Origin of the sequence: Aequorivita sp. Q41 (genome assembly GCF_039831855.1) — a bacterium.
GTDB lineage: Bacteria > Bacteroidota > Bacteroidia > Flavobacteriales > Flavobacteriaceae > Aequorivita.
The window spans coordinates 84,562-98,436 of the sequence record NZ_JBDPMS010000002.1 but is presented as its reverse complement, the minus strand read 5'-3'; the positions used below and the strand labels follow the sequence as shown (position 1 = coordinate 98,436).

The 13,875-nt window shown below is 33.8% G+C and carries 11 protein-coding genes; 2 read left to right on the top strand and 9 right to left on the bottom strand.

Annotated elements, in window-relative coordinates; genetic code table 11:
- Positions 1-8 precede the first annotated feature (8 nt).
- Together ABJ955_RS09960 and ABJ955_RS09955 are read left to right on the top strand one after the other, a co-directional pair.
- Positions 9-1,523, top strand: a complete 1,515-nt coding sequence (locus ABJ955_RS09960; RefSeq protein WP_347374473.1) for an ATP-binding protein — start codon at positions 9-11, stop codon at positions 1,521-1,523.
- Positions 1,520-1,939 carry a response regulator gene (locus ABJ955_RS09955; protein WP_347374472.1) on the top strand — a complete coding sequence of 140 codons (420 nt, stop codon included), beginning with the start codon at positions 1,520-1,522 and terminating at the stop codon, positions 1,937-1,939. The genes ABJ955_RS09960 and ABJ955_RS09955 overlap by 4 nt, the downstream gene beginning before the upstream one ends.
- A 98-nt stretch (positions 1,940-2,037) precedes the next feature.
- Here ABJ955_RS09955 and ABJ955_RS09950 read toward each other — a convergent pair whose 3' ends face one another.
- The 9 genes from ABJ955_RS09950 to ABJ955_RS09910 form a co-directional block, all read right to left on the bottom strand.
- Positions 2,038-3,291, bottom strand: a complete 1,254-nt coding sequence (locus tag ABJ955_RS09950) for a YaiO family outer membrane beta-barrel protein (RefSeq protein ID WP_347374471.1) — start codon at positions 3,289-3,291, stop codon at positions 2,038-2,040.
- 13 nt (positions 3,292-3,304) lie between these two features.
- Positions 3,305-5,728 (bottom strand): sulfatase-like hydrolase/transferase, encoded by a 2,424-nt coding sequence (locus ABJ955_RS09945; RefSeq protein WP_347374470.1) that lies wholly within the window; start codon positions 5,726-5,728, stop codon positions 3,305-3,307.
- A gap of 19 nt (positions 5,729-5,747) precedes the next feature.
- Entirely contained in the window at positions 5,748-7,187 is a 1,440-nt protein-coding gene (locus tag ABJ955_RS09940; protein WP_347374469.1) for a glycosyltransferase, read from the bottom strand.
- Between the two features lie 92 nt (positions 7,188-7,279).
- On the bottom strand, positions 7,280-8,161 hold the full coding sequence (locus ABJ955_RS09935) for a hypothetical protein (protein WP_347374468.1): 882 nt from the start codon (positions 8,159-8,161) through the stop codon (positions 7,280-7,282).
- Positions 8,162-8,175: 14 nt separating this feature from the next.
- Complete coding sequence (locus tag ABJ955_RS09930) at positions 8,176-8,544, bottom strand: response regulator transcription factor (RefSeq protein WP_347374467.1); 369 nt, start codon at positions 8,542-8,544, stop codon at positions 8,176-8,178.
- On the bottom strand, positions 8,531-8,905 hold the full coding sequence (locus tag ABJ955_RS09925) for a hypothetical protein (RefSeq protein WP_347374466.1): 375 nt from the start codon (positions 8,903-8,905) through the stop codon (positions 8,531-8,533). The genes ABJ955_RS09930 and ABJ955_RS09925 overlap by 14 nt, the downstream gene beginning before the upstream one ends.
- Before the next feature lie 415 nt (positions 8,906-9,320).
- Positions 9,321-10,736 carry a TolC family protein gene (locus ABJ955_RS09920; RefSeq protein WP_347374465.1) on the bottom strand — a complete coding sequence of 472 codons (1,416 nt, stop codon included), beginning with the start codon at positions 10,734-10,736 and terminating at the stop codon, positions 9,321-9,323.
- A gap of 17 nt (positions 10,737-10,753) precedes the next feature.
- Positions 10,754-11,422, bottom strand: coding sequence for an ABC transporter ATP-binding protein (locus ABJ955_RS09915; protein WP_347374464.1), 669 nt, complete (start codon positions 11,420-11,422; stop codon positions 10,754-10,756).
- 20 nt (positions 11,423-11,442) lie between these two features.
- A complete protein-coding gene (locus tag ABJ955_RS09910; protein WP_347374463.1) occupies positions 11,443-13,863 on the bottom strand; it encodes an ABC transporter permease in 2,421 nt (806 codons plus the stop codon).
- Positions 13,864-13,875: the final 12 nt, after the last annotated feature.

The window sequence follows — 13,875 nt, the reverse complement described above, 5'->3', positions numbered from 1 at the left end:
ATTTCACTATGAAGATACGTCATAAATTAATTCTAGCTTTTGGGGTTTTAATAGTTATTTTACTAGCTGAAATTGTTTTAAATCAGGTTATTTCAAGTAGAGCAACTCAAACCTATAATACCCTACAATCAAAAATAAACCCTGCAATTAATGTCTTGCACAAATATCAATCTATCAATAAAGAACTAGACCTTCTTTTAACTAATAGAATAAATGGTGACGATAAGATTAGTACGATTAATAGAGTAAAAGGAATTGTTGAAGTGGAACTCACTTATATTCAAAACCAGCTAGCTGTATTAAAAAAAGATTTGCCCGAAGAGAGTACGGATAGAGTACTGTTAAAAAAATTAATCGGTGACACCGAAGCTTTAATAACACACACGATTAAATTTAGGAGTCTGTTTAACAGTCAGACAGAGAATGAAGCCAATGTAGATTTAGCATTAGTTATTTATAACGATAAAATAACAACCCTAAATACATCCATTGACAACTATATTGATCACCTCAATTTAAATTATTCGCGGGCTTTTGATAGTTATAACGCGAAACTTTCGAGTAATTTAAAGTCGGTCTCCAATATAATTTTAATTACGGGGCTGATTGGGATTTTGCTTGCCGTTCTCATTACAATTCAAATTACATATTCTATTGCGGAGCCCATTTATAAGCTAAAGAAAGCAGCTTTAAAAATGAGTAAAGGAAATTTAGATGAACGTATTAAAATTGAAGGAAAAAATGAATTAGCAGATTTAGGAAAGTCGTTCAATGCTATGGCTGAAGAGCTAAAAATGAGTTTTAATGAGCAAGAGAAGCAGATAGAGGAAATAAAATCTGTAAACAAAGAACTTGAACAGTTTGTATATGTAGCATCGCATGACCTTCAAGAACCCCTACGCACAATGTCTAGTTATATTGGACTAATTAGTGAATTGTACATTCACCAATTAGATGACAACGCCTTAAAATATATGAAACATATAGAAGATGCGTCTTTAAGAATGAAAACCTTAATAAAAGACTTATTAGACTATTCAAAAATTGGGAAAGTAAAAGAAGTAACAACTGTAGACATTAATACAATTGTTAGTAATATTCTTTTAGATCACGAATTGATAATAAAAGATACAAATGCTACAATAGAGTGTGATACCTTACCCACCGTAATGGGTTTAGGGATTGAGTTAAAACAACTTTTTCAGAATTTAATCAATAACGGTTTAAAATTTAAAAAACCAGATACCGCGCCCCATATTCAAATTAAAGTTGATGAGCAACCAGACTATTGGCTCTTTTCTGTTAAGGACAATGGTATTGGCATGGATGAAAAATATTTTGATAGAGTTTTTGTTATTTTTCAAAGGCTTCACAACAAAGACGAATACCAAGGTACCGGCATCGGATTATCTATTTGCAAAAAAATTGTTGATATGCACCAAGGTACTATTTGGATAGAATCTGAGATTAACAAAGGGTGTACATTTTATTTTACTATATTTAAGAAATTACAAAAAATATGAAAAAGTTTAATACAATTCTACTAATTGATGATGATAAAGCAACTAATGAATACCACGAAATAATCATTAATCTCGCTGGCGTTGCAAACAATATTCATTCAGTTACTAGTGGGCAAGAAGGGCTGGATTATCTTACATCTAAAAAAAATTACAACGGAATGGAAGATACCTACCCACAGCCAGATTTAATATTTCTCGATATTAATATGCCTGCCATGAATGGTTTTGAATTTATGGAGGAATACAACAAGCTTGATGAAGACCAAAAAGGAAGTCACATTATTGTGATGCTAACCTCATCACTGAATCCAGACGACCAAGAACGTGCTGGAAAAAACAACCACATTAAGGATTATATGGACAAGCCTTTATCTAAAGCTTTAGTTTTAGAATTGCGAGAAAAATTTCTCTCTTAACGGAAGTAAATATAAAGAACACTCACGTAAAGGATATGTAAAAATAGCGCGCTATATGCGCGCTATTTTTAATGATACCCTAAAAGGTATAGAATAAATTACTTTACGTATTTCATATTCCAAGACAATGAAAAGGAATAAATCCAAAAGTATTCTCCTGGGGCAAAGCTAATTTCTTGATGCACGACACCGGCATTAATCCCTAGGGAATTTTTTTTGTTTTTACTCGAAAAACTATACCCTACATTAAATTTCTGAGAGTCGAGATTAACTATGACGTCCTCATTAAATTCACCAAAAAATCTATATATTTCTGGTGAAAATCCAATCCCCATGGCAAGGCTAAAATACGTATCTGCATCTTTACCATACCTTCTGTAACTAAGTGTTCCCGAAACACTGGTGTCTGGTTCTCCCGGAGTAACATAGGAACGAAAAGACAAATAGTTATTGCCTGTGTACCAACCCACAGATCCTGTATATATAGTGGTATGCGAAGTATATTTGAGGGTTCTAAACCCTAGGGAAGCTTCAAAACTTTTAGGTAGTGATTTATATAATTCAGCTCCAAAACGTAGGTCTGGAAATAAAAACGAATTTGAAACGCCAAAATTTGCATAGGCATACAAGCCCTTGGTAATTTTAGGGTAGGCATCTACTTCAAATTGTACTCCTGTGGAGGAAAATCTATGGTTTATATTCATTTTAGCATGAATACTACCAAATTTGGTCTGTCTAGAATATTTCACCAAATAATACTGCATCGGATCAAATACTTCTGAATAAACATCGACAGAGGTTGCTATACCAATCGTATTTTTACTTAACTTATCTATCAAATTTACTTTAAAACGCTGTGCTTTTTCGTGTTCCGGATTTAAATTTAATAAAGTGTTAAGGGTTTGTAAAGCTTCTTCACTATTCTCTAAATCGTCTTCTGCCGTGGCTTTTAAATACAAGAGTTCCGCATTGTTAGGAAAATGCTTAAAAGCCTTTTCAGTCATTGCTAAAGCGCTTTCGGGAGCGTCACTTCTCAATTCATTGGTAATCATCGCCTCCCAATCATTCAGTCTATCAGGACTGTCAGTTAATATGTATTCAAATTCCTTCTTGGCCATACTATAGGCGCCGTCCCAAGAGTAAGTATTCGCCAAAAAAGAACGAATGTCGTGGTAATTGGGGTATTTTACGAGAAGTAAGCGGAGCGTATCTTGTGCTTGCGCTCTTTGCTCATTGAATGCCATCTCCCTGGCAACTTCAAATGCTTTATCTGGATCGCCTGTAAAAACTCTTTCTTGCCCAAAAGAACAGATACTAGTGAAAATTAGTAAAACTAAAAAGAACTTTTTCATGATAGGAATCGTTTTATTGTAAGCTGGTTTTAAAAGCTGTATATTCAGATGTGTTTGGATATAATTGAATAAGGCTATCCATAATTTTACCTGCTTTTTCTGTTTCGTTACTTCGTTGATAAGCCTTGGCCATTTTAAAACTAATTTCTGGATTTTGCACTTCGTTTAGTAGAGCCTGTTCAAAAATAGCTTTAGACTTTTTCTCTTGGTCAGACCACCAATACATGTCTAAGATTGCTTCATAGGCATTACTGATGTATGGAGATCGTTTGATGGCTTCTAATAAGACCGCTTCAGATTCCTCAAAATCTCCTTGCCACGCTAAAATTCTTCCTCGTAAAACTCTTGCCTCTGAATAATTTGGAAATTCATTTAAAATATAATCAATGAGTAAATTGGCTATTTCATATTTTTTTTCGAAAGCTAAATCTCTGGCTATTATAAATAATTCATCAAAACTCTTTCCTTCTGCATACTTATTAATAACAGCTAACTGTGCTGCTGAAAATTTCTTTTTTGCGTTGGAATAGGTATTTAATGCCTCAGGAAATATTTTTTCACGTTGGGTAACGTATGCGTTCATCGTTTTAAACGCCATTAAAGAGTCTGTAATGGTTTTTAAAATGGCTGCATCTTCTATTTTACTGGTTTCAAAACGTTCGTTAATTTTATACAATTCGTTCCCAGAAAATAAATACTCTTTATAAATTATATCATTAAGATCTCCTTTATATCGCATTAAGGGAATGCTATTTAAATTTCTAAACGTTTTAACGGTATCTAAACCCTTCCCCATCCAAGCCGTTTCTTCTAATGGTTTAAATTTATGGTTATGGGTTAAATAACTTAATAAACTTGGAGTTACATCCCAATGTGAGGAAACCGATTTAAATTTTTCAGCTTTTTTTAACATGGGGCTATACATTAAAAGGGGCACATGATACCTGCAGAGTTTATCTTTCATTGCAATCGGAATTAACCGATGGTCGCCTGTTATTATAAAAATAGTATTGTTATAATCTGGCCTTTGGGAATACGCTTGCATAAAATCTCGGAGGCTATTATCTGTATATAAAAGACTTCCAAAAATATCGCGATGCCCTAAAATTTTATTTTTTAATGCTTCAGGTTTTTCAGACGCGTTAACTAAATTATCCACTTGCGCCATATAATCTTCTTTATCTGGGTATTGAAAAGGCTCGTGATTAGTAAGCGTCATTATAATATCTAATCGGGGCTGCTTTTCAATATTAAGTGATTGCAATGCTTTTTTAAAAATTTCACCATCGGGGTACCCCCATGAAAAACCACCATCGTTGGCTTTCGTTTTAACGAAAGCTGAGCTATAACTATTTTCATCAACCAGCTTGTCTATGCCATTATACTCTAAGAATTTTATTTTTCTATCAAAACTGGAAGCATCGCCAGAATAGAAAGAAGTATAGTAACCATTGGCTTTTAAAATGTTTATTAGCGACAAGTGTGACGGGGTGTTTTTAATCTCTAAAAAGCCTGTTTCACCAAAAGGTAGGGAACCAAATAAGGAAGGTAAAAGCCCAAAGGATCGACCTGTGGTGCTTACAAAATTTTCCCAATACATCGATTTGTTTATCAATGTATCAAGGTAGGGGGTAAAACCACTGTAATCATTGCCATCAAGAAACTCGCTCCCCAATCCTTCAACTACAATAAAAACTATATTTGGTTTCGCTTCATTTGTATTAAAAAACGGCGATAAAACGTCGGGAGTATCAAAGGGTTTAAGCAATGGAAAATCTTCTCTATCTGAAAAGTTTAGGGCGCTCATTTTATTAGCCTCAACCTTAAATTTTATAAGGTCGTTTACTAAAAAAGCTGTTTTATTTTGAAATCTTTGTGCTGTGGCATCCTGCTGCAATAAAGCAGTACCGCCAAAGATAACAATAGCGCCAATTCCTCCCCATAACAGAACACGATGGTTACTGTACTTTTTTAGTAACCTATATAATAAAATAAATACTGCTGGAAAAATAATAAAGGGGAGAAAATAAGTAAAAGAAATAGACTCTGAACTAGCCACAGTATTAAAAGCATCGTTATAAGAGTAGCCCAAAATATCTGCTCCTAAATTGATTAATGTAGTTAAGCTATACTTTACCAGCGAAAACTGTGCAATAATAACTACCGAAAAAATTATCCCTATTAAAATTGTAGCTAGCTTTTTACTCCAAATATTAACGATTAAATACAATAACAGAAATAAAAGCCCGACAACGACTCCAAACCAAAAATCATTAAGGAATTTGTAAAATAAAACAAGTGCAACAGTAGGGTCATTTTCACCTAATGGTTTAGACATAACAATTTCGTACAGCCCGATTGCCCATAACGCTAGTATGAGTGCAATTGTTAGGTACCCATAATTTAAAATATCTTTATTTTTTAATCCAAACGTCATATACTACTTACAATAAAAATTAATTTGTTTCAGCGCTTGCCATTCCTTTTCGTTCCATAGCTCCCCATTTCTTTTTCTTATTGAAATAATAATCTATATTTCCTCTAATTGCAGCGTATAATACAACTGGGTGTAGAATAAGAGGTTCAATAAAGCATAAGAGAATCAACCTATAGCCCGCCCCTCTTTTCTTGTATTGATTATAGGTTAATTCTTCAGAATATAAAGCTACTGTTGAAAAGAGGACAGAAAAAAAATAGGCTATCGCAATAAACAAAACTGCGTATTCCCAATGTACCATGCCGAAGCTAACTAGAATTCCGAAATAGATTAGGCCTGTTAATTCTATAATTGGCGCCAAACGCTCAAAAACCAACCAATAGGGGTAACTTATTAAGCCAAATTTGCCATAATTTCTATTAAACGCTATTTTTCGGTGCTTTCTTAGGGTTTCAATTGTACCTCGTGTCCATCTATTTCTTTGAGATATCAGTGTTTTATAATTATCAGGAGCTTCGGTCCAGCATAATGGATCTGGAATGTAAGCTACTCTGTATTTTTTGTTTTGTTCTTCCATATAGCGTCTCATTCTAACAATGATTTCCATATCTTCTCCTACGGTTTTTGTATCGTAACCACCAACTTCTATAGCTATACTTTTATCGAAAATGCCAAATGCACCCGAAATTACTAACAAACCGTTTAATCTGCTCCAAGCCATTCTACCAAGTAAAAATGCTCGTAAATATTCTAAAATCTGAGCCTGAACCAGCAAATTTTTTGGTAAATTAACTTCTATTAACTTCCCTCCTTTTATAATACAGGAATTTGCAATTCTAATAACACCTCCTGCGGCAATAACTTTATGATCTGAAGCTTCCATAAAGGGCTTTATCATTTTCTGAAGTGCATCTTCTAATAGCAAACAATCTACATCTATACAAGCTACATATTTACTTTCGCTAATATTTAAACCCATATTTAAAGCATCTGCTTTCCCCCCATTTTCTTTATCTACAACAATTAGTTTTTCGAAGGCTGGGTTAGTCGATTTAAAAACACCTCGCCTAAAAGGCTGGGTTTCTATTTTTCCATTTACTTCATAGTCAATATGCTCTAGATCGTAGGCTTCAATAAGTTTTTCCAAACTATCATCGGCACTTCCATCATTTACAATTATCACATTATAATTAGGATAATGATTAGATAAAAGCGATCTCACATTTTCAACCACATTAAGACTTTCGTTATATGCAGGCGCAATAATAGTTATTGAAGGCGAGATAGGGGAAGAAAGAATATGATTGTAGTTTACAAAACTATTTTTTTTAACATACTCTATAGTTTCGCGTGCTGAAATCACAGACAATATAATATAGGAGAGTATTGCCAATACAGAACAAGTGAAAAACAAATAATGAAATATTTCTATTATAATCTGGGCAGTACTGCTATCCATTTTTATCTATTGATTATTACTATCTGGATTAAAAAAACCTCTCTTTAAGCTCAAAATTAATTTTTAAATAAGACCGATTCGATTTTCATTTTTTAATTAATATAATTTGGCTTTAGTGATGCTGCAACCTCATAACCAAACAATTTATTTAAAACAACACTTGCGTAGAGCTTTACTTCCTTTTCAGGATGTGAAAGTAACTCAACGAGGGTATCCTTTAATTCAAATTGATTATACACTTTAACCAGTTTTAAGGCAAATAAAACCACGCTTATGTTAGCGGATTTAAGCCAAGGTTTTATATCGCAAATTTTCTGATCTTCTAAATTTAGCAACGCTTCTAGCAATTGGAGTTGATGCCATTCTGAGAGTGGCAATTCCAAATCATCTAAAAAATTAAGCCCCTTAAATTTAAACAAATGCACTAAATACAATTGCGCCTCTTTTCTAACTTCTACACGCGGATGATTAATATATTTTGAAACTTCATCTTGAACTTCGTGAATTTTAAAACGTCTTAACTCTCCAATAGCCTTCGCTACCAAATGCCATTTTTTACTTTTCAAACGTACTTTGGCATAACTAATAAGCCCTGTTTTATGATATAATGTTTGAATAGCATCAGACATTTCGCCAGAAACCTCATTCATTAAACTACTTAAAACCGTAATGACACTTTTTCGCCTTGGAATTACTTTAATATCCTCTTTTATTTTAAGTATTATAGAGTGCTGTTTATCGCTTAACTCCCCAGTTTGGGCTTCAGAAAAAAGATACTCCACTACTAAAGCCTCATATTCTTTTTTATACCCCAAAATTTCTTTGTCTTTTATATTTAATAAAGAGCGTATCATCTTTAAACTGATAATGAGCACGATGATGGTTATAACCATAACCACCACCACTATAATTGCAAATTTTATTAAAAATGGCGTTTCATTGAAAAATTCAAGTAAGTGTTGATATATATTCACGAAAATTAGTTTTTTTAAACGCTAAAAAGTCTTTTAACTCTAATGATTAATTCATTAGGGCTAAATGGTTTCGTCATAAAATCGTTGGCTCCTAAGCTAAATGCTTTTAGAACCATCTCTTCCTGTCCTGCGGATGAAAATACAATAACAGGAGTTTCCTTTTTTAATTTGTTTCTAATATGGCTTATAACCTCAAGACCACTGTAAAATGGCATCATTATATCGGTTAAAACCAAATCTGGATGGTGGTTTTCCACCAATTCAACAGCACTTTTACCATCGGCTGCAATTAAAACTTCAAAACCTTCTTTTTCTAATCTATACTTTAAAAGTAACGATAGTGTTGAATTATCTTCAGCTAAAACTATTTTATGACGCTGCATTTTCAATTGATTTATGTTCGCTTAGTAATTCCGTTTTAACCAGATTAAAAATTTCAATACTAGTCTCAATATTTTTTTTTATACACTCCAAATCCTCGTGATTTTTCAATTTAGATTCCAATTCAAGTATGATAGGCTCTAATTTATCGATGTTAAAAATTCTTATACTTGGTATTATTTTATGTGCCACTTGGTATAATGCAGGAAAATTATTGGTATTCAATTCGCTATTCATCGTATTTACGTAGCTATCAATATCCTTAATAAACGATTCAATGAGCATCTTACAAATGGTGGTATTCCCCTCTACTTCTTCTAATAAAGGGTGTATATCTATATAACTATTATCTAATGTATCCATTATTCTTTAAAATCATATTCTACAAGTTATATCAATAATTGATAGAAACTAGAGTTTTGCGAGACATTATTAAAACCATAATTGTTTTTTTAAGATATTATACGAAATATAATATTTAATGTCGGTATAACACAAATAATATCGTTAATCCGTCTAACTTTATATTGAATCTTAATTAGTTTTTAAAAAAACGTTAGTACTATGCTATTAAATATCCAATGGGGTTAATCACCGAACTAAAAAATAACAATTGAATTCATGTAACAGGAGTAAATAAATAATTCTTTTTTCTTAACAAAAAATCCCCCTTATCAAAATGATGAGGGGGATTGATTTTTTGATTTATATATAGCTAAATGATGTTGCTATTTTATATTTAGCAAAGTTAACAATTATTTTTAATCTTTATCTAAATTTAAATATTTCCGCGATAATATTCCAAAACTTTTACTCTAAGCAGGTACTCATAACCCACATTAGCCAAGTTTATCTGTGCACTTTCTAAATTATTTTTACTAATAATATATTCAACACTGTTAGAAACTCCATTGTTAAAACGAATCTCATTAATACGAAAAGACTCGCTATAAGCCGCTACTTGTGCTTGCAACAGTTTATAGCGCGCAAAAGCAGTCTGCATTGTATTGTAAGATTGCTTAACTGCTTGCTGAAGGTCGCGTTTTGTTTTTTCTAAGACTGTTTGTGCTTCTTCTTTTTTAATTTTTTCTAAAGCAACAGTATTCTTAGCTCGAAAACCATTAAAAATAGGAACCGTAACCGCTACTCCAAGAGAAGAATTAAGGTTATTGTCAAATTGGGCGTTATAAGAAATTTCTTCACTGTTAAAATTTGATTGTTCCGTCATAACTTGGAAATTTTGACTCCCAATTGTAACAAAATCATCTGTTTCCACAATGCTTGTTCCTGTTTCGTTAAACAGCCGTGCCGCACTGGAATAATTAGTATTTAGATTTGCAAAAAGGCTTATTTCAGGAATGTATTGCGCACGTGCCACCGCGATGCCTTTTTCTGCAGCTTTCAAGCTTAAATCGCTTGCTTTAATGGATGGAAATACATCCAACGCTTGTAAGTAAACTTCATTTGCAGTATACGGGTATGCTTCTATTGCTAGCTTTTGATTTAGGGAAGCAACCGTAACCTCTTCCTCTACATTTAATAGGCTGTTGAGGTTTAAAATTTCTGTTTCAAGCATGTTTTCACTTTCAGCTAAACTTGAAGCATCTGCTGCCATTTGCCCTTGCAAATCCCTATATTCAGCTGGGTTTCCTGTTTCTTCCTCATAAAGTGCTTTAAGTCTATCTAATTGCACTTGGGTGCTTGCAACACTTGCTTTTGCTAGTTTTATTAAATCTTGTGAATTCAATACCTGAAGGTAGCGCAACGTAACATTTAAGATCAAGGTTTGTTTAGCCGTCTCAGTTTCCATTTCAGCAGCTTCAAGATTTAATTTTGCCTGTTTCCAGCTATTAATAAGTCTAAACCCATTAAAAATAGTAGCATCCAGCCCCAATCCTACATTCGAAAAGCTAAGCGCCTCATTTACAAAAGCGTTTGTAAAAGGGTCGATGCTACGGCCATTTGAGATTCCCATAGTGTAGTTACCATTTAGTGTTGGTAAGAGTGCATTTTTATTTTGTTTGAAATAAATATCACGTGTCTTCGCGGCTAATAGCGATTGCTTTAATTCCAGATTATTTTTTAGTGCTAAAGCTATACATTCCGCTAGGGTGTGTACGCTTCTTTTTTCATTTTGAGAAAAAACTAAAATAGGAAGACTTAAAAAAAAGTAGCAAATAATTTTATATTTCATGATTTTGAAAAATTGAATTAAATATTATTTCGACCCCCATCTAAAAGATGCAAAGTCCGTGAACCATAAGCCGCATTGGCTTCTGAATGGGTCGCTTGAATTATGGTAACACCTTCTGAGTTTAGCTCCTTAAAAAGTTGCATTATCTCCTTACTTTGTTTTGAATTGAGGTTTCCCGTAGGTTCATCAGCCAAAATAAGCTTTGGTTTTGCTATTAAAGCACGTGCGATACCCACTAATTGCTGCTGCCCCCCACTCAACTGACTCGGAAAAAGATCTTTTTTACCTACAATGTTAAACCTATCAAGCATATCAGCCACCAAAGCTTTTCGTTCGGCAGATTTTACGTTCTTGTACAGTAAAGGCGTTTCAATATTCTCATACACCGTAAGTTCGTCTATCAAATGATATGCTTGAAAAACAAACCCAATATATTCTTTATACAATTTTGACTGATTTTTTTCTTTCATCGTATGGACAGGTTCACTTAAAAAATTGTATGCCCCTTCCTGAAAACCATCGAGCATTCCTATAACATTTAAAAGTGTTGATTTCCCGGAACCAGAGGGTCCCATAATTGAAATAAACGCACCTTCTTCTACTTTTAAGCTTATATCTTTCAACAAAAAAATACGATTTCCACCCTGGGATACCCATTTAAAAATGTTGTTTAATTCTAATAGCATAACTTTTATTTCTTTTAGTATTATTCGGTTTTCAAACTCTCTACTGGGTTTTTCAATGCAGCCTGGATTGTACGGAAGCTTATGGTTAAAACCGCTATTATCAGAGCTATTAAACCTGCAACTACGAAAATCCATATATTCAAATCAATGCGATACACATAGTTTTGAAGCCATTGTGAAGTAGCATACCAAGCAATAGGCGTAGCAATTACAAAAGAGATTCCGACCAATTTTAAAAAATCTTTAGCCAATAAAACAGTGATGGTTGCTACGCTAGCACCTACCACTTTTCGAATACCAATCTCTTTTCGCCTTTGCGAGACTACCAATAATGATATTGCAAAAAGTCCGATGCAACTTAAAATGATTGCTAAAATGGAACCACTCGAAATCATCGTGGTCATTGTGCGTTCCTTAGTTAAAGTTCGATCTATATTTTCATCTAAAAAGGAGCCTAAAAATTGGGTGTCTGGTTCAATTTTATTCCAAACCTTTTTTACGGCTTCATAGGTCTGTGAAAGATTTGTTGGCGCTACCTTAACATACGCATACCGCATAGGAGCATTGCCATCCATAAAAAACGTAATAGGTTCTACCCCTTTATCTAATTCTTGGAAATTAAAATCCTTTACCACTCCTATAACTGAATACTGAATAGAATCTGCCAAAAAGAAACGTAGCCCTATAGGGTTTTCCTCTCTTAGTTCTTTAACCATCGCTTCATTAATTAAAACACTTAGACTATCTGCAGCATAACTTCTATTAAAATTTCTTCCTTTTAATAATTCAATATCTAAAGTTTCGGTATAATCATAATCAACCCAAAGCATGTTTGTGGATACTTCCCTATTTTTATAATCAAAACCCAACACAGATGTACTATTAGCTCCATCTCTTCCTAGTCCTAAAATATTATCGGAAGCACTGACACTTAGTATATCGGGATTGGTTGCCAATTCATTTCTAAGCAATTGGAGTACATTGCTATGTTCTTGCTTTGTATTTAAAGGAAATGAAATAACCTGTTCCTTATTAAAGCCAAGGTCTTTATTTTTTAAAAAATCCAACTGTTGCCATAACACCAAAGTACCGCTGATTAAAATAATAGCAATACTAAATTGTATGACCATCAAGACATTTCTAAGGCTGTTTTTCCCATTTACTTCTAGTTTTCCTTTTAGTCCTTGTAAAGTGCCGAGCCTGCTCATCAATAACGCAGGGTAGCCACCCGCTATTAGTGTGATTACTAAGACGGAAAAGAAGGCGCTTAAAATCATTAAAGGGTTTGCTATCGAACTAAAAGAAGCTTTTGTATTGAATAGTGTTTGAAATGGTTCTAATGCTAAAAAAGCAAGTATTCCCCCTAGGGCTACAGCAAGCATAAATACCAAAATACTTTCACCCCAAAACTGAAAAAACAATTGTGCTTTTCCAGCTCCCAAGGTTTTACGCATCCCTACTTCGCGAAGACGTTGCGCACTTTTTGCAAGACTCATATTGATAAAATTCACGCTGGCGATAAAAAGAATAAGAAACGCGATACCAAGCACTATATATTGAAGGGTTTTATTTACCGAAAGCACCCCATCCTTGCTTACTACAAAGCTCTGATCTGCTATAGGAAGCAGTTTTATCTGTCTGTAATTACCATCTACATTTGGCTGTGCCCCGTCACGCATAGCACTTTTAATTTCGTCCGCAAAATGCACTGAAGAAAAGTCTTTGGTAGCTTTTTCAAATTGTGTAGGAGTAATTCCAGGTGCTAATTTCATATACACAGGATGATTATGAGCATCCCAACGATCTAGGTTGTTTGCATAAAATCCATCTGGTAAGTTTTTAAAATTTAGAAGTGCCGCAAAATTCAAACTACTTGCTGCGGGAATATCTTCTAAAATTGCAGTAACAGTAACAGGAACCTCCTCCCCATTCATCTGGATACTAATGGTTTTGCCAAGTGCAGGTTCTTTTCCAAATATGGCTGTAGCTGCTTTTTTTGACAACACTACAGAAAATTTATTTGAAAGTGGAGTAACAGCATCTCCTTCGGCAATTGGAAATGAAAAGATTTCAAAAAAAGCTGGGTCGGCCCAAGCGGTACCAAATCTAAACGTATTCCCGTTGTAAGTAAGAAGGGGCCCACCTGTAACATAGCGCGTAATTTCCTCAACACCTGGCACTTCTTCCTTTAACGCTTCGGCGAAGGGTATTGGATTGGCTTCACTAGATGCTACGCCTTTGCTAGTTTGCTCGTTTGTATACAGTTGATAAATGGATCCATTATTCTTGTGAAATTTATCATACGAAAGTTCAAAAAAGGCATACATGCACAGCAAAAAAGCAACTCCAAAAGCAGCCGTTAGCCCAACAATATTAAGCGCTGTAAATGTTCTATCCTTCCAAAGACTACGCAATGCGATTTTAATATAATTCCTAATCATACTATTCTAATT

Excerpts from the sequence above, each read along its gene's own strand:
- ABJ955_RS09960 (WP_347374473.1), top strand. The coding sequence starts at position 9 with ATGAAGATACGTCATAAATTAATTCTAGCTTTTGGGGTTTTAATAGTT.
- ABJ955_RS09955 (WP_347374472.1), top strand. The coding sequence starts at position 1,520 with ATGAAAAAGTTTAATACAATTCTACTAATTGATGATGATAAAGCAACT.
- ABJ955_RS09950 (WP_347374471.1), bottom strand. The coding sequence starts at position 3,291 with ATGAAAAAGTTCTTTTTAGTTTTACTAATTTTCACTAGTATCTGTTCT.
- ABJ955_RS09945 (WP_347374470.1), bottom strand. The coding sequence starts at position 5,728 with ATGACGTTTGGATTAAAAAATAAAGATATTTTAAATTATGGGTACCTA.
- ABJ955_RS09940 (WP_347374469.1), bottom strand. The coding sequence starts at position 7,187 with ATGGATAGCAGTACTGCCCAGATTATAATAGAAATATTTCATTATTTG.
- ABJ955_RS09930 (WP_347374467.1), bottom strand. The coding sequence starts at position 8,544 with ATGCAGCGTCATAAAATAGTTTTAGCTGAAGATAATTCAACACTATCG.
- ABJ955_RS09925 (WP_347374466.1), bottom strand. The coding sequence starts at position 8,905 with ATGGATACATTAGATAATAGTTATATAGATATACACCCTTTATTAGAA.
- ABJ955_RS09920 (WP_347374465.1), bottom strand. The coding sequence starts at position 10,736 with ATGAAATATAAAATTATTTGCTACTTTTTTTTAAGTCTTCCTATTTTA.
- ABJ955_RS09915 (WP_347374464.1), bottom strand. The coding sequence starts at position 11,422 with ATGCTATTAGAATTAAACAACATTTTTAAATGGGTATCCCAGGGTGGA.
- ABJ955_RS09910 (WP_347374463.1), bottom strand. The coding sequence starts at position 13,863 with ATGATTAGGAATTATATTAAAATCGCATTGCGTAGTCTTTGGAAGGAT.